18 protein-coding genes are annotated in these 19669 nt (G+C 70.3%); 6 read left to right on the forward strand and 12 right to left on the reverse strand.

The window, feature by feature from the left end:
* Positions 1 to 33: 33 nt before the first annotated feature.
* The 5 genes from ABZU52_RS11165 to ABZU52_RS11185 are packed head-to-tail and all read right to left on the reverse strand — an operon-like array spanning position 34 to position 4923.
* A complete protein-coding gene (locus ABZU52_RS11165) occupies positions 34 to 957 on the reverse strand; it encodes a homocysteine S-methyltransferase family protein (RefSeq protein WP_354970988.1) in 924 nt (307 codons plus the stop codon).
* Between the two features lies 1 nt (position 958).
* Positions 959 to 2077 (reverse strand): aminotransferase class I/II-fold pyridoxal phosphate-dependent enzyme, encoded by a 1119-nt coding sequence (locus ABZU52_RS11170; RefSeq protein ID WP_354970911.1) that lies wholly within the window; start codon positions 2075 to 2077, stop codon positions 959 to 961.
* Between the two features lie 4 nt (positions 2078 to 2081).
* Positions 2082 to 2942 (reverse strand): methyltransferase domain-containing protein, encoded by an 861-nt coding sequence (locus ABZU52_RS11175; RefSeq protein ID WP_354970912.1) that lies wholly within the window; start codon positions 2940 to 2942, stop codon positions 2082 to 2084.
* A gap of 2 nt (positions 2943 to 2944) precedes the next feature.
* The gene (locus ABZU52_RS11180; protein ID WP_354970913.1) at positions 2945 to 4204 is read right to left on the reverse strand and encodes a cysteine desulfurase; all 1260 of its coding nucleotides are present in this window, start codon (positions 4202 to 4204) and stop codon (positions 2945 to 2947) included.
* Complete coding sequence (locus ABZU52_RS11185) at positions 4201 to 4923, reverse strand: crotonobetainyl-CoA--carnitine CoA-transferase (RefSeq protein WP_354970914.1); 723 nt, start codon at positions 4921 to 4923, stop codon at positions 4201 to 4203. The genes ABZU52_RS11180 and ABZU52_RS11185 overlap by 4 nt, the downstream gene beginning before the upstream one ends.
* Before the next feature lie 696 nt (positions 4924 to 5619).
* On the opposite strand from ABZU52_RS11185, the gene ABZU52_RS11190 reads away from it, so the two are divergent.
* A complete protein-coding gene (locus ABZU52_RS11190; RefSeq protein ID WP_354970915.1) occupies positions 5620 to 7071 on the forward strand; it encodes an MFS transporter in 1452 nt (483 codons plus the stop codon).
* 9 nt (positions 7072 to 7080) lie between these two features.
* Positions 7081 to 8352, forward strand: coding sequence for an adenosylhomocysteinase (locus ABZU52_RS11195; RefSeq protein WP_354970916.1), 1272 nt, complete (start codon positions 7081 to 7083; stop codon positions 8350 to 8352).
* Positions 8353 to 8511: 159 nt separating this feature from the next.
* On the opposite strand, the gene ABZU52_RS11200 is transcribed toward ABZU52_RS11195, so the two are convergent.
* The 4 genes from ABZU52_RS11200 to ABZU52_RS11215 form a co-directional block, all read right to left on the reverse strand.
* A complete protein-coding gene (locus tag ABZU52_RS11200) occupies positions 8512 to 8973 on the reverse strand; it encodes a DUF2199 domain-containing protein (RefSeq protein WP_354970917.1) in 462 nt (153 codons plus the stop codon).
* 144 nt (positions 8974 to 9117) lie between these two features.
* Positions 9118 to 10623, reverse strand: coding sequence for a tripartite tricarboxylate transporter permease (locus ABZU52_RS11205; RefSeq protein ID WP_354970918.1), 1506 nt, complete (start codon positions 10621 to 10623; stop codon positions 9118 to 9120).
* 20 nt (positions 10624 to 10643) lie between these two features.
* Positions 10644 to 11105, reverse strand: coding sequence for a tripartite tricarboxylate transporter TctB family protein (locus tag ABZU52_RS11210; RefSeq protein WP_354970919.1), 462 nt, complete (start codon positions 11103 to 11105; stop codon positions 10644 to 10646).
* A 1-nt stretch (position 11106) separates the two neighbouring features.
* Positions 11107 to 12126 (reverse strand): tripartite tricarboxylate transporter substrate-binding protein, encoded by a 1020-nt coding sequence (locus ABZU52_RS11215; protein WP_354970920.1) that lies wholly within the window; start codon positions 12124 to 12126, stop codon positions 11107 to 11109.
* Positions 12127 to 12267: 141 nt separating this feature from the next.
* On the opposite strand from ABZU52_RS11215, the gene ABZU52_RS11220 reads away from it, so the two are divergent.
* On the forward strand, positions 12268 to 12951 hold the full coding sequence (locus tag ABZU52_RS11220) for a response regulator transcription factor (protein ID WP_354970921.1): 684 nt from the start codon (positions 12268 to 12270) through the stop codon (positions 12949 to 12951).
* A 6-nt stretch (positions 12952 to 12957) separates the two neighbouring features.
* Positions 12958 to 14427, forward strand: a complete 1470-nt coding sequence (locus ABZU52_RS11225) for a HAMP domain-containing sensor histidine kinase (protein WP_354970922.1) — start codon at positions 12958 to 12960, stop codon at positions 14425 to 14427.
* Positions 14428 to 14450: 23 nt separating this feature from the next.
* On the opposite strand, the gene ABZU52_RS11230 is transcribed toward ABZU52_RS11225, so the two are convergent.
* From ABZU52_RS11230 to ABZU52_RS11240, 3 genes are all read right to left on the reverse strand, one after another.
* Positions 14451 to 15410, reverse strand: a complete 960-nt coding sequence (locus ABZU52_RS11230) for a TAXI family TRAP transporter solute-binding subunit (protein ID WP_354970923.1) — start codon at positions 15408 to 15410, stop codon at positions 14451 to 14453.
* 74 nt (positions 15411 to 15484) lie between these two features.
* On the reverse strand, positions 15485 to 16243 hold the full coding sequence (locus ABZU52_RS11235; RefSeq protein WP_354970924.1) for an alpha/beta fold hydrolase: 759 nt from the start codon (positions 16241 to 16243) through the stop codon (positions 15485 to 15487).
* 143 nt (positions 16244 to 16386) lie between these two features.
* A complete protein-coding gene (locus tag ABZU52_RS11240; RefSeq protein WP_354970925.1) occupies positions 16387 to 17652 on the reverse strand; it encodes a PHB depolymerase family esterase in 1266 nt (421 codons plus the stop codon).
* A 188-nt stretch (positions 17653 to 17840) separates the two neighbouring features.
* Here ABZU52_RS11240 and ABZU52_RS11245 point away from each other — a divergent pair, with 188 nt between their 5' ends.
* Positions 17841 to 18989, forward strand: coding sequence for a sensor histidine kinase (locus ABZU52_RS11245; protein WP_354970926.1), 1149 nt, complete (start codon positions 17841 to 17843; stop codon positions 18987 to 18989).
* Positions 18986 to 19648, forward strand: a complete 663-nt coding sequence (locus ABZU52_RS11250; protein ID WP_354970927.1) for a response regulator transcription factor — start codon at positions 18986 to 18988, stop codon at positions 19646 to 19648. The genes ABZU52_RS11245 and ABZU52_RS11250 overlap by 4 nt, the downstream gene beginning before the upstream one ends.
* The last annotated feature ends 21 nt before the right edge of the window (positions 19649 to 19669 follow it).

Genomic DNA, 19669 nt, shown 5'->3' on the forward strand with positions numbered 1-19669 from the left:
GGCGTTGGCTCCGGTCCGAGTGCGGTCGGGCGGTCAGCCGGTGACCACCCGGCCCGGCGCGTGCCTGCCGCCCAGCCGCGCGGCGAGGGCTTCGATGTGCTCGGGTGTCGTCCCGCAACACCCGCCCAGCACGCCGAGCTGGTAGCGCTGCGCCCAGTCGCTGGCCGTCCGCGCGAACCCGGCCGGCCCGTCGCGCACCGGGACGTACCGGTCCACCGGCACGTTCTCCGGCAGACTCGACCGGTCCTCCACGTTGGGATAGCAACCGATCGGGCCCGCACACGCGTCGGCGAGCGCGGCCAGCGCCGCGTCGCACCGCTCGGGTGTCGTGCAGTTGACCAGCACCGCGGCGCACCCCGCGTCCTCGACCCGCCGGGCGGCCTCGGCGACGGACTCGCCGGACAGCAGCCGAGCGCCGTCCCCGCAGACGAAGCTCACGAAGGTCCGCAGGCCGCGTCGGGTGGCCGCCTGCGCGGCCGCCAGGGCTTCCCGGCTCGTGTTCATCGTCTCCACCAGGACGATGTCCACCCCGGCATCGGCGAGCGCGCCCACGTGCCAGTCATGCTCCGTCCGCAACGTGTGGTCGTCAGGGACGAGGCTCGGCTGGTAGCAGTCCTCCAAGGGCGCCACGCTCGCCGCCACCAGCACCCGCCCGCCGGCGGCCTCGCTCACCGCCCGGGCATCCGCGACGGCATTGCGCACGTACGTGACGGCCGCGTCGACGGCGACACCAGCCCGTTCGAGAGCCCGCAGGTTCGTGCGGAACGTGTTGGCGGTGAGGACGTCCGCGCCGGCCGCCACGTACGCGGCGTGCACCTCACGCAGCAACCGACGCGACGCCTCGTCGCGCAGGGCGGCGGTCGTCCACCACGGTGCGGTCACGCTGAGGCCGGCCCGTTGCAGTTCGGTGGCCATCCCGCCGTCGAGCAGTAGCGGAGCGCCCGCCGCGCCCGTCAAGTCAGAGAGCATCCGTCAGATCCTTGGCGAGATCATGGGGATCCTCGATGCCGAGCGACAGCCGGACGATGTTGTTGGTGATGCCGAGCCGCAGGCGGTCCTGCTCCGGGATCGGGCGGTGGGTCATCAGCGCGGGGCACTCCACGAGCGACCGGACACTGCCGAGGCTCACCGCGCAGGCGAACAGCACGCAGCGGTTCATCATGGCCTGCACGTCACCGAGGTATTCGAACGTGACGATCGACCCCGGCCCGGTCATCTGCCGCTCGACGACGTGCCGCTGCGGGTGATCCTCCAGCCCGGGGTAGTGGATCGCGCCGACCTTCGGCGACCCCCGCAGCAACTCGACGATGTGCTGTGCCGTACGCACCTGTCGCTCGACCCTGAGCGAGAGCGTCTTGAGGCCGCGGTGGGTCAGGAAACAGTCCAGCGGGCCCGGGATGTTGCCGGCCGCGGTGCGGTACCCGAAGAACTCGCCGTGCAGGGAGTCGTCGTTGTAGACCAGGGCGCCGCCGATGACGTCCGAGTGGCCGGCAATGAACTTCGTCGTGCTGTAGAGGGTGATGTCCGCGCCGTGCGCCAGTGGCTGTTGGAGCACCGGGCTGGCGAACGTGTTGTCGACCAGCAGAAGCGCGTCGTGCTGTCGGGAAAGCTCCGCCAGCGCCCCGATGTCGGCGACCTTGAGCAGTGGGTTCGTCGGGGTCTCGAGCCACACCATGGCCACGTCGTCGGCCATCGCCGCCGCCACCGCCGCCAGGTCGGTGAGGTCGATGTAGTCCACTCGGATGTCGTACTTCGTCAGCGTCTTGAACAGGGAGAACGTGCCGCCGTACACGTCGTCGGAGGCCAGCACCCGCTGCCCGGGCCGCAGTAGCGACAGCGCTGTCGCGCCGGCCGCCTGCCCGGACGAGAACACCAGCGCGTGCGCGGCGTTCTCCAGTGCGGCGAGGCAGCGTTCCAACGCCTCACGGGTCGGGTTCTCGCCCCGGCCGTAGAAGTACCGCAGGTCGTCCTGGGCGCGTTGCTCGAAGGTGGTGGCCAGGTGCAGCGGCGGGACGATGTCTCCCGAGGCGGCGGTTACCTCGTATCCGGCGTGGACGAGTTTGGTGTCGAGTTCCATGGCCTCACTCCGGCTTCGTCGCGTGGAAACAGATGGCGGTACTCGGCACGTCGACAGCGCCCTTGGCGTCGACGAGGCCGGCGACACGCTCACCGACCGCCGTCCACAACGACTCGCGTTCGGCGTCGTCCATGCGGTCGGCGACGAGCTGGCGCATTCTCGGCGGCAACAGGTCGCGCGAGAACGCGACGAAGTCGTCGACGGTGTCGAAGCGGAAGGTCAGCTGCACCTCGTCGGCCTGCGCGTCGGCGAACCCCGCCGCGGCGAACTCGTCCACCAGAGCGGCGGGATCGGTCATGCTGAACGGCCCGGGTGTGCCCGGCGGTGGGGCGGGCAGTTGAAGCCGCGAGCCGATGACCCCGAAGGCCGTACTGATCACGGCGGCCCGAGGCGGCACTGACCAGCTCGTACCCGCGAGCCGACCGCCCGGGCGGAGCAGGCTGCACAGCCCGCGCAGGCTCCGCGCCCGATCCGGCAGGAACATCAGCCCCCACCGGCTCAGCACGGTGTCGAACGACGCGGAGGGCAGGCCCAGGTCCTCCGCGTCGCCCTGAATGAACGAGAGCTGCGGATGGGCGGCACCCCGACGCCGGGCGACCGCCACCATGTCCGCCGCGAGGTCGACGCCGACGACCCGCCCCTGCGGGCCGACCCGCTCGGCCGCGGCGACGGCGACCTCGCCGGTGCCGCTGGCGACGTCCAGCACCGTGGCACCGGGCCGGACCGCGCCGACGTCGAGCAGCAGTCTCGTCACCGGCTCGGCTCCGGCCTCGAACACCGGATGCCACCTGTCCCACGCCGCGCTGAGGTCGTTCCAGAGCGACCGCTGCTCGGCCTTGAAGCTGTCCACGTCGATTCCCGTCATGATCAGAGGAACCGCTCGTCGGGGTGCTCCTTGGTCCAGAATCCCGGTTGTACGGTCCCGATTGCGTCGATCAGCCGGTCGATCTCGTCCTCGGTGTTGTAGACACCGACGGAGGCTCGGACCGTGCCCACCAGCCCGAGGTGGTCGGCCATCGGGATGGCGCAGTGCACGCCGGTGCGGACCATCACCCCGGCCGCGCTGAGGTGGTTGCCCACGTCGTACGGGTGCAGGCCCTCGACGGCGAAGGTCACGATCGCCCCCTCGTGGTGCTCGCCCAGCACCCGGACGTTGCCGGCACCGGCGAGGGCGTCGCGCAGCCGGTGGGCCAGCGCCTGGTCGTGGGCGACCACCCGGTCGAACCCGAGGTCGCCGAGATACGTCGCGGCCGCCGCGAGACCAACCGCGCCGCCGATGTTCGGGGTGCCCGCCTCGAGACGGTTGGGCAACGGCAGGTAGTCGATCTCGCCGGCCCAGGAGACGCCGCGGGCGACCCCGCCACCGGTCAGTGCCGGCTGGAGCCGCTCCAGGTGCTCGGCCTTGCCGTAGAGCACACCGATGCCCATCGGCGCGTACATCTTGTGCCCGGAGAAGCAGTAGTAGTCGGCGTCGAGCGCCTGCACGTCGACCGGGCGGTGGGCCACCGCCTGAGCGCCGTCCACGAGCACCGGAATGCCGCGCCGGTGCGCCTCGGCGATCATCTCCTCGACCGGATTGACCGTGCCCAGCACGTTCGACACGTGGGCCACCGCCACCAGCCGGGTCCGGTCGGACAGCGTGTCACGAAACGCGTCCATCGTGACGCCACCCGCCGGCTGCAACGGGACCACCCGCAGCGTGCCCCGGGTGCGCTCGCACAGCCGCCGCCACGGGAGCAGGTTGGAGTGGTGCTCCATGCCGGTGATGACCACCTCGTCGCCCTCGGCGAGGATCGACTCGTAGGCCAGCGCCACCGTGTTGATGGATTCGGTGGTGCCCTTCGTGAACACGACCTGCTGGGCGTCCTCGGCGTTGATGAAGCTCTGCACGACCCGTCGGGCGCCCTCGTACGCGTCACTGGCCCGCATGCTGTACGCGTGCACGCTGCGCCCGACGTTGCTGTTCGCCGTGCGGTAGTAGTGCTCGACCGCGTCGAGTACCTGGACGGGCTTCTGCGTGGTGGCGGCGTTGTCCAGGTACGACAGCGGGGTTCCGTCGTCCAGCCCGGTGCCGAGAATGGGGAAGTCGGCGCGCACGCGGGCCGCGAGGTTGACCGGGTCGGTCACGATGGCATCCTTTCAAAGAGCGACAGATATCGCGTCATCAGGTGCTCCGGGAAGAGCACGGGCTTTTGTTCGGAGAACGGTCGCCGCGCAGGCGGAATGTGCTCTCCGGACAGGTGTGGGCCATAGAAGAACCAGCAGATCTGGGCGATGGTCTCGGCGGCGAGGACCGGACGCACCTCGGCCGAGTACATCTGCATGTGATCATAGGTCGCCTTGAACTCACCACGGGGGCCGAATGTATTTCCGTGCATGACGTGACCGAAGAAGTCGTGGACCGCCCGGAACAAATCGTTGTAACAGAACTGGACGCCATTCACCCGCACCTCGGTCGCCTCGGTCATGGGATGGCCCGAACTGCGGGCCGGGCCGTCGCCATGGCCGTGAGCGGTCAGGTAGATGTGCAGGACACCGGTGTCACGCACCTCTGAGCAGAGCTGTCTGGAGGTGACGTAGGGCTGCGGCCGGCCGGGATCGAGCCAGGGTTCCACGCGGAGGCCGGACTCGACCAACGCTTCGTACTGCGCGTGGGTTTCCCGCTTGAACATCTCGTAAAGCCGGATCGTCTCGGGCTCCGGCCGGACCGGCACCTGGTCGAACCAGGCGCCAACCTGCCGACAGAAGTCCTCATCGAGCTGCCGTAGCACCGGAGGGACAATTTTTCTGCCGGGAAAGTGGCGGTCGAGATAGATGTCGGCAATAGAGGCCGGATCTAGATCCACGTCTCATACCTCTGCTCATGTGGCATCGGGGTGTGCCGCCACAGCGACTGCGGCAAGGCACGGACATGAGGACGGAGTGGATCTAGCAGGGCGGGCCAATGGATGGACGTGCCGCGACGATCATGTTCGTCACCAGCAGCGCGACGTCGGAAAAGTCGACGCAGCAATCCATGCAACCACCCCCGTGTCTCATCGGAACTTACCGTGAGGGGTCCGATGTGAACAAGTTAAAATTTTCGAAACAGGTATTTTGCGGGTGTAGCCGAGCTGGCCCTCGCGGACGGTCTGCCGCTACCACCCAGCGTAACCCACCTCGACATGCGCAAATGCGACCAGTCCGGTAGGTGCCGATCGATGCATCGCCGACACGAAATCTGTTAACAACTTCCCCCAGGGCTCGACATCGAGTCCACAGATCGGTAAGTCTGGACCGGGCGACCTTGCGATCTGCGATATCTGTCATACTCTGCGCCAATGGCGACCACCGCTCGTACCACCATCGGTGGAGCGTCCACTCCGCGATGACAAACCGCCGCGGCCGATCGGCCATGGCGGATGGCCGAGCGGGGTCGTGGGTGTCAACCGCCATGCCCGAGTGGTCTTCTGTCGGCTGGTGACGCATCACCGCGACCGACTCACCGAGGACGGCGACTACGACCGCTGGGACCGCACGGCCCGGCCCTGGGAGGAGACGTCATGCAGACGCGTACCGAGAGAGGCAGCGGGGCACTCGTACTGCTCTGCCTCGCGCAACTGACACTGCTGCTGGACTTCTCGATCGTCAATATGGCCCTACCCGCCATCGAGTCCGATTTGGGCTTGAGCGCGACCGGCCTCCAGTGGGTCGTGAGCGCCTACGCGCTGGGTTTCGGCGGCATGCTCCTGCTCGGCGGGCGCATGGCAGACCTGCTGGGTCGACGGCGCATCTTCGTCGTCGGCCTGCTGGTGTTCGGCGTCAGCTCGTTGGTCGCCGGCTTGGCCACCGCGTCCTGGCTCCTGGTCGCCACACGGGCCGTGCAGGGCATCGGGGCCGGGATGGTCGCCCCCGCGGTGCTGTCCCTGATCACCACCACCTTTCCCGAGGGCGCCGAGCGCAACCGGGCGCTGGGTTGGTTCAGCGCCGCCTCGGCGAGCGGCTTCGCGCTCGGCGTGCTGATCGGCGGCGCCCTGACCGACTACGCCGGCTGGCCGGCGGTCTTCCTGGTGAACGTGCCGGTCGTGGCCCTCGCGGTGCTGTTTGCCTACCGGTTGCTCGCCGACGAGCGCTCGACCGCGCCGCGTACGGGGTACGACCTGTTGGGCGCCGTGACCGCGACGACCGGGATCACGGTGCTCATCTACGGCCTGACCGAGGTCCCACGGCTGGGCCTGGCCTCGGGCCGGGTACTGACGGCGCTGGGCGCCGGAGTGGTGCTGCTCGTCGCGTTCGTGGCGGTCGAGGCCCGCTCCTCGGCCCCGCTGGTGCGTCTGGCGATCTTCCGCAATCGTTCGTTGACCACGGCGAACGTCCTCAGCGTGCTGGTGCCCGGCGTGATGGGCGCGGTCGTGCTGGTGCTCTCCCTTTACCTGCAACAGGTGAAGAACAACGACCCGTTGGTCGCCGGGTTGTCCTTCCTCCCGCTGGGACTGACCGTGGTCGTCGCCGCGCCGGTGGCGGCGATGCTGGCGACTCGCTTCGGGGTGAAACCGGTCTTGGTCGGCGGCGCGCTGATCGTGGGCCTGGCCATGCTCGTGCTGAGTCGGCTGTCCCCGTCAGCGGGTTACCTCGGCGTGGTGCTGCCCGGCCTCACGCTCGCCGGTGTCGGCTTCGGAGCCTTCTTCGCGACCTCGACGGTGGCGGCCACCAGCGACGTCGACGACAGCGAGCAGGGCCTTGCCTCCGCCCTGGTCAACACGGCGCAGCAGGGTGGCACCGCGCTGGGCGTCGCGGTGCTGATCAGCCTCGCCGAACAGCGGACGACGGGCCTCGGCGCGCGTACCGCCGATTCGCTGGCGGCCGGGTTCCGACTCGCCCTGCTGATCGCGGCGGCCGTGGCGGTCGTGGCCGCCGTCGCGGCGGCGGTCGCGCTGCCGGGGCGCGCCCGGATCCCCGCCAACCCAACAGATGAGACGCGCGTCGGCGACCGAGCCAACGCCACGACTGATTAGGGTAGATTCATGGATCAACTTCCCAAACACGACATCGCGAACCCCGCTCTGGCGGCGGACGGCATCCGCCGCATCGAATGGGCCGATCGCTGCATGCCGGTGCTCCGCCAGGTGCGAGAACGTTTCGCCGAGCATCGTCCCTTCGCTGGCGTTCGCATCGCCGCCTGCATGCACGTCACCACCGAGACCGCGAACCTCATGCGGACCCTGCACGTCGGCGGTGCCGAGATCGCGCTCTGCGCGTCAAATCCGCTGTCCACCCAGGACGACGTCACGGCCGCCCTCGTCCACGAGTACGGCATCAGCGTCTTCGCCCGCACGGGGGTCGACCGGGACACCTACTACCAGCACATCAACTCGGCTCTGGACATCCAGCCGGACTACGTCTTCGATGACGGCTGCGACCTCGTCAACACGTTGCACACCAGCCGCACCGAGTTGCTGTCGAACATCAAGGCGGGTTGCGAGGAGACGACCACGGGCGTCCAGCGGCTGCGGCAGATGAGCCAGGACGGCGCGCTGCGCTTCCCGATGGTCGCGGTCAACGACACCGACACGAAGCACATGTTCGACAACCGCTACGGCACCGGCCAGTCCTCGATGGACGCGCTCATGCGCGCGACCAACGTGCTCTTCGCCGGACGCGTCGTCGTGGTCGCCGGCTTCGGCTTCTGCGGGCAGGGGCTGGCGGAGCGGGCCGCCGGTCTCGGCGCCCAGGTGATCGTGACCGAGGTGGACGCGACAAAGGCGCTGGACGCCCTCATGCAGGGCTACCGGGTCATGCCGATGCGCGACGCCGCCCCGCTGGGCGACATCTTCATCACGGTCACCAGCAACTCGGGCGTCCTGCGACCCGAGCACTTCGAGCTGATGAAGGACGGCGCGATCCTGGCTAACGCCGGCCACTTCGACGTCGAGGTCGACGTCGTCGGGCTGGAGAAGATGGCTGTCGAGAAGCGCACCGGCATCCGGCACCGCACCGACGAGTACGTGTTGCCGTCGGGTCGCCGGCTGCTGCTCGTCGCCGAGGGCCGGTTGGTCAACCTCGGCGCGGCCGAGGGGCACCCCGCCGCCGTCATGGACATGTCCTTCTCGGACCAGGCGCTCACGGCGGAATGGCTGATCGGGAGCCACTCCGACCTGGCGCCCGGAGTCCACGAGGTGCCGTCGGAGATCGACAAGGAGGTCGCCCGGCTGAAGCTGGCCGCGGAAGGCGTCAGCATCGACGTCCTGACCACCGAGCAGCAGGCGTACCTCAGCGGCTGGCAGCACGGTTCCTGAGTCACTGTCCTCGCCGGGCCGCGTCTCGCGTCACAGCGGGCGCGGCCCGGCGTCCCTTGGTTTGCGATCGTCCTCCCTGGACACGAGGAATGATCGATCAAGGTCTGTCCCCATGATTAGCCGGGGTCGATGCCACCGCCCAGCAGGTTGAAGATCAAGCTAGTCCGTCGCCAGGTCCGAATGCGGCAGGGGTTGGCGCAGGATCTCCGCGACCCGCGAATCCAGACCCGGCTCGACAAACGGGTACGACTGCTCGTCGCGAACGGCGAGCCGCACCCGCGCATCGCGCAGGCCCCAGAGCGGCAGGTCGTTCGCCAGTCGTCCCGGCATCGCCAGCGACGAATATTCCGGACCCCACCAGAGCTCGACGGCGCGCTGCGCGTCGACCTCGTCGAGTGCCGCCCACAGGTTGAGGACGACCGGATGCCCCTCGGTGCACGTCGCCTCGACCAGGCATCGCACGAAGCAGCCCAGGCCATCGACCAGGAGAAGGTCGTCCCGGTTCCAGGCGTGCTCGACCCGGGACTGCCGGTCCTGCTCACTGAGTTCAGACACCGCGTCCGGTGCGGTGAAGTGCACCGTGTGCCGGGATGTCGATGAAAGATCAACCGGGTGCCGCATCAGCTCAGCATGCCTCATGATCGAGGGCCTTCCAAACTCCGACACCGGGCCGTCCACAACGGGTCGCGGCCGGGCCTCCGGGGTCCGTCCCGACACCGGCCCGGTCGCCGGCGGCCGGCCGGCGCCGACTCCCGGACACAGCGGCTACTCCTCCTCCGCGAACACGACCTCGCGGCGCTTCTTGATCGTCGGGAGGACGGTGACGACGAGCGCCACCAGGGCCAGGGCCAGGAGCACCGCCGAGATCGGTCGGGTCAGGAAGACCGACGGGTCGCCACGGGAGATGATGAGCGCCCGGCGCAGGTTCTCCTCCAGCAGGGGGCCGAGAACGAAGCCGAGCAGCAGGGGCGCCGGCTCGCACCCACACCTGATCAGGACGTAACCCAGGAGCCCGAAGAACGCGATCGCATAGACGTCGAACGCGTTGAGGCTCAGCGAGTAGGTGCCGATCGCGGCGAACAAGATGATCATCGGGAACAACACCTGGTACGGGATGCGCAGCATCCGCACCCACATGCCGATCAGCGGCAGGTTCAGCAGCAGGAGCAGCACGTTGCCGATCCACATCGACGCGATCAGGCCCCAGAACAGCGCCGGCTCGTCGGTGATCACGTTCGGACCGGGGGTGATGCCGTGCACGATGAACGCGCCGACCATCAGGGCCATCACCGGGTGGGCGGGCAGTCCCAGGGTGAGCAGCGGGATGAACGACGTCTGCGCGGCGGCGTTGTTCGCCGACTCGGGACCGGCGACACCCTCGATGGCACCGTGCCCGAACTCCTGTGGCCGCTTCGAGATCCGCTTCTCGACGGCGTACGAGGTGAACGACGCCAGCACGTGGCCGCCGCCGGGCAGGACACCGAGCGCCGCGCCGAGACCGGTGCCCCGCGCGATCGGGCCGACGATCCGCCGCCGGTCCTCGCGGGTCGGCCAGAGGGTCGTCACCTTGCTGACGATCGCCGCGCGGGTCCGCTCGTTCTCCAGGTTGCGCAGGATCTCGGCCACCCCGAACATGCCGACGGCCACCGACACGAAGTCGATGCCGCCGTACAGCTCGCGCTGGTCGAACACGAACCGGGGCGTGCCGGTGTAGATGTCCTGGCCGACCGTCCCGAGCAGCACGCCGAGCGCGATCATCGCCAGGGCCTTGAGCGTCGAGCCGCGCGCCAGCGCGATCGACACGATCAGGCCGAACAACACGAGTGAGAAGTAGTCGGCCGGGCCGAACTTCAACGCGACGCTGGCCAGCGGTGGCGCCGCGACGGCCAACGCGACGGTGGCCACCGTGCCGGCGACGAAGGACCCGACCGCAGCGGCCGCCAGGGCGGCGCCGGCCCGGCCCCGCCGGGCCATCTCGTGCCCGTCCAGGGCGGTGACCGCCGCCGAGGACTCGCCAGGCAGATTGATCAGGATAGCTGTCGTCGAGCCGCCGTACTGCGCGCCGTAGTAGATGCCGGCCAGCATGATCAGCGCGGTCACCGGCTCGAAGCTGAACGTGATCGGCAGCAGCATCGCCACCGTGGCCGTCGGCCCGATCCCGGGCAGGACGCCGACCGCCGTCCCGAGCAGCACACCCACGAAGCAGTACAGGACGTTCTGGACCAGGAACGCGGTCGAGAAGCCCAGCGCGAGGTTGTCGAGGAGCCCCATGCCTCAGTCCCGCGGCCTCGTCAGACGCCGAGCCACGGGCCCCACAGGGGGATCCGCAGCTGGAGTCCGACGATGAAGATGAGCGTGCTGGCCACGGTCAGCCCAGCCGCCACCGCCACGGCCGTACGCAGCCGTACGCGGGTGCTGGCCAGGGTGGTGAGCAGGGCGGTCACCGCCGACGTCGGCACGAACCCGAGACGGCGGACGGTGAGCCCGAAGAAGACGATCGCGAGCGTGACGACCGCAACGGCGCGCCAGGGGACAGGCCCGAACGTGATCACCTCACCGGCGACCAGCCCCTTGACGACGACCGCCAGGCCCAGGGCGGCCACCGTCACGCCGAGCAGCAGCGGGAAGGCGCCCGGTCCCATTCGCAGTGGGGTGCCCAGCTCGTAGCTGAGCGACCCCACCGCGAACGAGCCCCCGATCAGAACAAAGACTCCCCCGGCCAGGATGTCCGGGAAGGACCGATGGCGCTCCACCTCAGGAGGCCTTGACCCCGGCGTCGGCGATGACCTTCGCCCAGGCTCCGAGCTGCTCTTCGAGCTTGGTGCGGTGCGCCTGCGGGGTCGCGGCCTCAGGGGCGACCGGCGCGGTGCCGAGCTTGGCCATCTGTTCGACGACCCTGGGCTCGGCAAGTGCCACCTTCAACGCCTCGGAGAGCTTCCGGACGACCTCCGGCGGCGTGCCGGCCGGGACGTACAGGCCGTGCCACACGCTGACCTGGAGCTGGGGCAACCCGGCCTCGGCAGTGGTGGGCAGGTCCGGCAGACTTTTCACCCGCGCCGGCGTGGTGACCGCGTACGCCTTGACCTTGCCGGCGGAGATCTGTCCGCTGGTGTTGGTGGTCTGGTCGCACATGAAGTCGACCTGGCCGCCGACGAGGTCGGTCAGGGCCGGGCCGGTGCCCTGGTACGGGACCTCCTGGAGCTTCACGCCGGCGGCGGTCTGGAACAGCAGTCCGCACAGGTGCGACGCCGCGCCGATACCGGCGTTGGCCAGGGTGACCTTGTTGGCGTTCGCCTTGACATAGGCCACCAGGTCCGAAAGCGTCGCGGGCGGGAAGTCCTTGCGGGCGACGATCGTCATCGGCACCTCGGTGACCAGCCCGACCGTCTCGAAGTCCTTGAGCGGCTGGTAGCCCAGCTTCTCGTAGAGGGCGGGCGCCGTCGACATGCCGATGTGGTGCATGAGCACGGTGAGGCCGTCGGGTTCGGCCTGCGCCACCTCGCCGGCGCCGACCGTGCCACCCGCGCCCTCGACGTTGCGGACCACGATCTTGCCGCCGAGCTGCGCGGCCATCGGCTCGGCGATCATTCGGGTGACCGTGTCCGTCGGGCCGCCCGCGCTGAACGGCACGACGAACGTGATGTTCCGGTTCGGGTAGCCGTCGGCCCCCGAGCCGGTGGCGCCTCCGTTGCCGGAGCAGGCGGCGACGAGCGAGACGACGCCGATCACGGCGACCATCCGCGCGGTGGCCCGGCACCTGCTTGTCGGTGTCATGTCGAGGCCCCCTCGTCAGCGCATGCGCATCCGCCGATGCGTCGCCCTAGTCTCGACCGACGGGGACGTCGATGGTGTCAGAAAAATCCCAAGAACTGACGGGATAACAGAGCGTCGATGTCGGGCGTACAATCCGCCGCTATGCGGATCACCGTCATCGAGGACGACGACCGGGTGGCACGGGGTCTCGTGACCGTCCTTTCCCAGGCAGGCTTCGATGTGCTCCGCCTCGCCAGCGCGACCGAGGCGATGCGCGCGGCACCGTCCGATGTGGTGCTCGTCGACCTTGGTCTGCCCGACGGCGACGGGCTCGACGTGATCCGGCGGCTGCGCGACTGCCCGGAGACGGCCGTCATCGCCGTGACGGCCCGCTCGGAGGAGTTCGAGCGGGTCCGTGGCCTGCGCGCCGGAGCGGACGACTACATCGTGAAGCCCTTCGGCGTTCCGGAGTTGCTGGCCCGGATCGACGCCGTGCTGCGCCGCACCCGGGTGGCCCGGGCGATGAGCCAGCCGGACGAGCCGCTGGTCCTCGGTCCGATGCGGATCGGCCTGGGCACCCGCGAGGTCACCGTCGACGGCACGCCCGTGGCGCTGACCCGCAAGGAGTTCGAGCTGCTCGCGCTGCTCGCCCGGCGGGCGCCGAACGTGGTGAGCCGGGACGTCATCCTCGACCAGATCTGGGGCGCGACCTGGGAGCCGTCGAGTCGCACCCTGGACACCCACATCGCGGCGTTGCGGCACAAGGTCGGGTCGGCGGTGACCATCCGCACCATGCACGGGGTCGGCTATCGACTGCTGTCCGACCGACCGGAGCTGATTGGCTGACGCGCCGTGCATCGTCGCCTGCTCGCCGTCCTGGTGCCCCTTGCGGTGCTGCTCATCGCGGCCCTCGGGCTGCCGCTCAGCGTCACGGTGGCCGAGCGGGAGATGCAGGAGACCTATGTCGACCGGTTGGGCGACGTCGGTCGGTTCGCGTCCCTGGCCGACACGGCGCTGTCGACCGGGCGGACCGAGGCGCTCCAACAGGAGCTGACCCGCTACCACCGCCTGTACGGCATCCCGGTCGCGGTGATCGACACGTCCGGCACGGTACTGCTCGGCCCGGCGGACGCGTACCAGGAGGCGGCGCGCGCCGAGCCGACATTGCCCCGGATCGTGACCGCCGCGCTGGCCGGCGCGCGGTCCGAGCCGTCCGGGGAGTGGGCGCCCTGGAACGACTCCGCCCTCGTGGTCGCCGAGCCGGTAGGCCGTGACAGCGAGGTCGTCGGCGCCGTGGTGACGATCTCCGACCTGTCGACGACACGCGAGCGCATCCTGGTCCGCTGGGCCCGCCTCGCCGGGCTCGGGCTGCTGCCGTTGATCGCGCTGGTGGCCGTCGCCTGGCCGGTCTCGGCCTGGGTGCTGCGGCCGGTCGGCAAGCTGGACGCGGCGACCTCGCGGATCTCGAAGGGCGACCTGACGATCCGCGTCGACGCCGAGGCCGGGCCGCCGGAACTGCGCCGGCTGGCCGAGTCGTTCAACACCATGATGGACGCGGTCGAGAACTCCGTACAGCGGCAGCGGGCGTTCGTGTCCGACGCGTCACACCAGTTGCGCAATCCGTTGACCAGCCTGCGGCTCGCCGTGGAGAGCCTCGACCGACACGTCCGCCCCGACGGTGACGGGCGGCAGGTGTACGACGTCGCCGTCGACGAGCTGAAGGCGATGCAGCGGATGCTGAACTCGCTCCAGGCCAGCGCGCGGATGGAGAGCATGCGGACGGCGTCACCGGTGGACCTCGACGAGGTGCTGACGACGCGGGTCGAGCGGTGGCGGGCGTTGACGGCGACAGCGGGGCAGACCCTCACTGTCGACGTGCCGCCGGGGCTGCGGCTGCTGGAGCCACCGGGCGGGCTGGGCAGCATCCTGGACGAGCTGATCAGCAACGCCTTGCGGCTGTCGGACGCGCGCGTGGTGGAGGTGAACGCCCGCGTCTCCCCCGGCGGCGCGAGCGGTGGACGCGACGGCGACGCCACGACCTCGGGTGTGGTGACGATCGCCGTCCGGGACGACGGTCGGGGAATCGACGCTTCCGAGCGGCCCCAGGCGCTGCGGCGGTTCTGGCGGTCGCCGCAGCACCAGAACGTGTCCGGGACCGGCCTGGGCCTGGCGATCTGCGCCGATCTGGTCGGCCGGGCCGGGGGCGAACTGCGGCTGGAGGACGGCCTGCCCCGTCCGGACGGCTCCGGGTACGGCTTCGCCGCGGTGCTCGCGTTGCCGGTCGTCACCGGGGCGGACCCGCCGCCCGGCGACCCGGCCTGAGCGCTCGCTCTCGTCGCGAGGGGTCAGCGTTTGTGGTCGCGGAACCAGGCGGCCGCGCCCGGATGGAGCGGAATCGACGCCGTCGAGATCGCCGTCCGCACGTTGATCTGCCACGCCTCGGGGACGGCCTCGGGCTCGTCGCGGCTCCCGGAGGCGATCGTCCCGGAGTGCGTGAAGATGGTGCCGGTGATGGCGTAGACCAGGTCGGCGGGCAGGTCGTTGCGCACGAGGAGCACGTTCGGCACCGCGACCGTCCGCGTGGCCGGGACGTCGGCGTAGGCGGTCGCGGGAATCATGGCCGGGGCGTACGGGCCGGGGTACGCCGTGCACAGCGAGTCCGCCTGCGCGTCCAGCGGGATCAGCCGGATGGGGTGGTGCTGCGCCAGCTCCGTGATGGCCGGTGTCGGGACGCCGGTCAGGGAGAACATCGCGTCGATAGTGCCGTCGCGCAGGCTCGCCGCCGAGTCGGCCTGGTTGAGCGACCGCCCGTCGGCCTTCAGCGGGCCGAGCTTGAGGACGCGCAGTGACGTGAACTCGGTGCCCGAGTCACGGGCGCCGAGGGAGACACGCTTGCCCGCCAGGTCCCGGAACTCGTCGATCCCGGACCGGGCCATGACCACCAGGTGCAGGTGGCTGTCGTAGAGCCGGCAGATCGCCGACAGTCCCTGCGGCGCGCTGCCGTCGGTGGTGATCAGGACGTCCAGGCTCGTCAGCCCGAGATGCACCTCGCCGGCCCGCAGCATCCGGATGTTGTCGGTGGACGCCCTGCTCGGCACGGTGGTGACAGTGGCGCCCGGCACGTGCTCGGAGATGTGTTCGGCGAGCGCGCCGCCGATCCGCCGGTACACCGCGCCCGCCGGGCCGGTGGCGAGGCGCAGGTGGACCTTGTCGGGCTCGGGCTGGGGGGAGCACCCGACGAGCAGCCCGCCGGCGGCCAGGAGCACCGCCCGCCGGCTGATGCGTGCCTCCCGCTGCGGCAGCATGCCGAGATGATACGGACGGCGAGCGTCGGCCGGCGACGACAGCGGTCGTTCTCCGGGCGCACGCGGCCGCGGGGTCAGGGCCGCCCCAACGGACTCAGCAGGCCCAGGCGGGCGGCGACGTGCCCGGCCACCTCGCTCGCCTGCTCGGCGAGGTAGAAGTGCCCGCCCGAGAAGACGCGGATCGCGCAGGTGGCGCTGGTGTGCAATGCCCAGGACTTGGCGTCCTCCACCGCCACGCGCGGGTCGGCGTCGCCGATCAACACCTCGATCGGTGAGCCGACAGCCGCCTGCGGGGGATCACAACGGTACGACTCGATCGCGGTGTAGTCCGCCCGCAGGGCCGGCATGATCATGCTGATCAGGTCGGGGTCGGTCAGCAGGCTGGCGTCGGTGCCGCCGAGGCGGCGCAACTCCGCGATCACCCCCGCGTCGTCACAACTGTGCACGTTCTCCTCGCGGTTCACCGAGGGAGCACGCCGGCCGGAGGCGAAGAGCACCTCCGGCCCGAGCGCGCCCCGTCGTTCCAGCCGACGGGTCACCTCGAAGGCGAGGATCGCACCCATGCTGTGGCCGAAGAAGGCGAACGGGCCCTCGACCGTGTCGGTCAGCGCGTCGGCCACCCGGTCGGCGAGCAGTCCGAGATCGGTGATCGCCGGCTCGCGGTGGCGGTCGAGGCGGCCCGGATACTGCACGCCGAGCACCTCCACCCCGTCGCCGAAGAGCCCGGCCAGCGGGAGATAGAAGCTGGCGGAGCCCCCCGCGTGCGGAAAGCACACGAGCCGGACCGGGGCGTGCGGGAGCCGGCGCGCGGCCCTGATCCACGTCTGATCCATGGGCGTCAGCCTTCGCCGGAGGCGGAAGGCCGAGCAACGCCGCTTCGAAGTCTCAAGTCTCCCGGCCCTGCGGAGCGCGACGGCCCCGCCACCGATTCGTCTCGGCCGATGGCAGAGACGCGGCGCGGTCACCAGAGCGCCGATCACCGACGGCGGCGGGCCATCCACTGCCAGATGTGGGTGCCGTTCAGGCTCGGGTCGTTGCGGGCCACGTAGATCCAGGACCAGTGGCCGGGGAACCGGTAGCCGTTCCAGACGACCTGGTCGTACAGGCTCATCAGCGACCCGGGGATGAGGTCGTGGGCGTGAATGGTGTTGGTCTCGGGTGGCACGGTGTCGTCGTCGCGTGAGGTGACCAGCCAGGTCGGGGTCTGGATCTTCGCCAGCTCCGCGTCGCTGATCAGCGGCGGGCCCTCCCCGCTGAGTGGCTCGACGACGCCGCAGATCGGCACCGACGCGGCGAACAGGTCGGGGTAGGAAACGGTCATCTCCAGGGACATGTAGCCGCCGTTGCTGCAACCGACCACGTAGATCCGGTCCGGGTCGACCCGCTTGCGGCGTACGAGGTCCTGGATGACCTCGCGGATCAGCGGGGCGAACCGGGGGCCGTCCTCCATCCAGTAGGAGGTGCTCTGCGGGGCGACGACGTACGCGCCGGAGAAGATCCGCTGAGCCTGTGGGGTGGCGAAGCCGAGCGCTCCCCGGTTGGCGCGCAGTGTGGTCTCGTTGTCGTAGTAGCCGTCGGGCAGCGAGGCACCCTCGCCGCCACCGTGCAGCCAGACGATCAGCGGGCGCCGGCCGTGCCGGGGCGAGTGGTCGGGAGAGTACAGCCGGTACTTCAGGCCGGAGCCCGAGACGTGGTAGCTGAAGGCGTCCACCTCGGGGTTCGACAGCTGCCCCTGCACGAAGCGCGTGATGGTGAGCGGGGAGGCGTGCCGTCGGGCGATCGGGGTGTTTTGCGTGATGGTGTAGACGAGGTCGAGGCGGACGTTGCGGCCCCTGCTCAGGATGTAGCCGAGGGTGCCACCGCCGGGTTGACCTTCGGCGTGACTCAGCTCCAGCACGATGTTTCCGTGCCGGTCGAGGCGGGCCGCGGTCACCGTGCGGTCCAGGTCGTACTCGCTGAAGATCAGGTCGCCGGGAACGATCGGGATCGGGCTGGTCGCCTTGGCGTGCACGCTGAACGTGCCGGGGGTCAGCCCGGCCGGGTCGATCGGCCCGAGCCGGCTGGTGTCGAGGGTGACCGAGGTGACCTGCTCACCGCCGTCGAGCGTTGTCGCGTCGAGGGTGAAGCTCACGCTGGTGGGCTGGTGGCCACCGGCGTGGGCGGCGAGGCCGGGCAGGGCCAGGCCGATGGCGGCACCGGCCCCGCCAGCCAGGACGGTACGACGAGTGACAGACGTGGACATGCGGGCCCCCGGACCTTGACGATGTCGACATACGTCGATGAAACCTCAACGTAACGCTACCGAGATCAGCTGGCAACCGGCACGGGTGATCAGGGCGCCCTCGGGACGCCCTGATCAATCGCGGGAGGAAGATCGCCCGCACCCGATCGTACTTTGGGACGATCTGGAGTCGCACCACCGTTCGTACGATGAGTCCCATGCACCCTCGCCTGCACGCGGTGTTGGCCGAGCCGCGTGTCTCCCCCACCCCGTCGCGGGTGTGGCGCGACTGGGCGGTGATCGTGGTCCTCGCTCCGGCGATCGTGGTGGAAGGAATCTTCCGGCCCGATCTACCGTGGCGGGTGGGCTGCGTCGCCGTCGCGCTCGCGCTGCTGCCCACGATCCTGTGGCGACGGACCAGGCCGCTGGCGATGGTGGTGATCGCGTTCGGCTGCACGACTGTCGCCCCGTACGTGCTGCCCGGTGATCCCTGCCAGCTGTTCACGGCGAGCTTCCTGGTCCTGCTGACCTACGCGCTGTTCCGCTGGGGCTCCGGCCGGGACGCCGTGCTCGGTTCGTTCTTCGTGGTGGCCAAGGTGATCGCCGCCGGCCTGGTCGGCTCGATCGACGGCGGCGAACTGGTCGCCGGCTTCGCGGTGATGTTCGCCGCCGCCACGCTGGGTGCCGCGATCCGCTTCCGCGCCGCCGCCCGACTGCGCGAGCTCGATCAGGTGAAGCTGTTGGAGCGGGAACGGCTCGCCCGGGACCTGCACGACACGGTGGCCCACCACGTGTCGGCGATGGCGATCCGCGCCCAGGCCGGCATCGCCGCGTCGGCGAGCCAGCCGGGTGCCGCAGTCGAGGCGCTGCACACCATCGAGGCCGAGGCGTCCCGTGCGCTTGCCGAGATGCGCGCCATGGTCCGCGTCCTGCGCCGCGACCAGCCCGCCGACCTGGGGCCCAATCCGCAGGTCGCCGACATCGAACGGCTCGCCGGCCAGTTCCGCACCGGGCCGACCATCGACGTGGATCTGCGCGGCGACCTCGGCGACCTGCCGCCCACTGTCGGCTCCGCGCTCTACCGGCTGGCCCAGGAGTCGGTCACCAACGCCCGTCGCCACGCGCGCCACGCCACCCGCATCGAGGTCAGCGTCGCGGCCGACGACACGTCAGTGCGGCTGCGGGTCAGCGACGACGGCGAGGCCGGTGCCGCCCGCCCGACCGGCTCGCCCGGTTTCGGCCTGGTGGGCATGATGGAGCGAGCCGACCTGCTCGGCGGCACCTGCGAGGCCGGCCCCAACCCCGACCGTGGGTGGACCGTCACGGCAGTGCTTCCGCGCGAGGGGGCCGGCGCGTGACGGTTCGCGTGCTGGTGGCGGACGACCAGGAGATCGTCCGCACCGGCCTCACCATCATCCTGAACACCCAGCCCGGCATCGAGGTCGTCGGTGGGGCCGGCGACGGCCGGCAGGCGGTCGAGCTCGCCCGCCGGCTCCGCCCCGACGTGTGTCTGTTCGACATCCGGATGCCGGGCATGGACGGCATCGAGGCGACCCGGGCGCTCGCCGGGCCGACGGTCCCGGAGCCGCTCGCGGTGGTCGTCATCACGACCTTCGACCTCGACGAGTACGTGTACGCGGCGCTGCGGGCCGGCGCCCGCGGCTTCCTGCTCAAGGAGGCCGGTCCCGACCTGCTCAGCCAGGCCGTGCACGCCGCCGCCAACGGGGACGCGCTGATCGCGCCGAGCGTCACCACGCGCCTGCTGAAGGCGTTCGCCGACGCGGATCCGGCCGCGCCGCGCCAGCAGCCCATCGAGGCGCTCACCGACCGGGAGGAACAGGTCCTGGTCGCCGTCGCGCGGGGACGCACCAACCAGGAGATCGCCGACGAGCTGTACATCACGTTGAGCACCGTCAAGTCGCACGTCACCAGCCTGATGACCAAGCTGGGTGTGCGTAACCGGGTCGAGGTGGCGATGTGGGCGTACGAGACCAACCGCGGCCGGAGGCGCTTCTGACCGGCGGAAGTACGACGGCGG

It is taken from the genome of Micromonospora sp. NPDC005220, from assembly GCF_040607895.1.
Lineage (GTDB): Bacteria > Actinomycetota > Actinomycetes > Mycobacteriales > Micromonosporaceae > Micromonospora.

Coding starts and splice junctions, on each gene's coding strand:
- ABZU52_RS11240 (WP_354970925.1), bottom strand. CDS start 17,652: ATGTCCACGTCTGTCACTCGTCGTACCGTCCTGGCTGGCGGGGCCGGT.
- ABZU52_RS11230 (WP_354970923.1), bottom strand. CDS start 15,410: ATGCTGCCGCAGCGGGAGGCACGCATCAGCCGGCGGGCGGTGCTCCTG.
- ABZU52_RS11215 (WP_354970920.1), bottom strand. CDS start 12,126: ATGACACCGACAAGCAGGTGCCGGGCCACCGCGCGGATGGTCGCCGTG.
- ABZU52_RS11245 (WP_354970926.1), top strand. CDS start 17,841: ATGAGTCCCATGCACCCTCGCCTGCACGCGGTGTTGGCCGAGCCGCGT.
- ABZU52_RS11220 (WP_354970921.1), top strand. CDS start 12,268: ATGCGGATCACCGTCATCGAGGACGACGACCGGGTGGCACGGGGTCTC.
- ABZU52_RS11195 (WP_354970916.1), top strand. CDS start 7,081: ATGGATCAACTTCCCAAACACGACATCGCGAACCCCGCTCTGGCGGCG.
- ABZU52_RS11170 (WP_354970911.1), bottom strand. CDS start 2,077: ATGGAACTCGACACCAAACTCGTCCACGCCGGATACGAGGTAACCGCC.
- ABZU52_RS11200 (WP_354970917.1), bottom strand. CDS start 8,973: ATGCGGCACCCGGTTGATCTTTCATCGACATCCCGGCACACGGTGCAC.
- ABZU52_RS11205 (WP_354970918.1), bottom strand. CDS start 10,623: ATGGGGCTCCTCGACAACCTCGCGCTGGGCTTCTCGACCGCGTTCCTG.
- ABZU52_RS11175 (WP_354970912.1), bottom strand. CDS start 2,942: ATGACGGGAATCGACGTGGACAGCTTCAAGGCCGAGCAGCGGTCGCTC.
- ABZU52_RS11235 (WP_354970924.1), bottom strand. CDS start 16,243: ATGGATCAGACGTGGATCAGGGCCGCGCGCCGGCTCCCGCACGCCCCG.
- ABZU52_RS11190 (WP_354970915.1), top strand. CDS start 5,620: ATGCAGACGCGTACCGAGAGAGGCAGCGGGGCACTCGTACTGCTCTGC.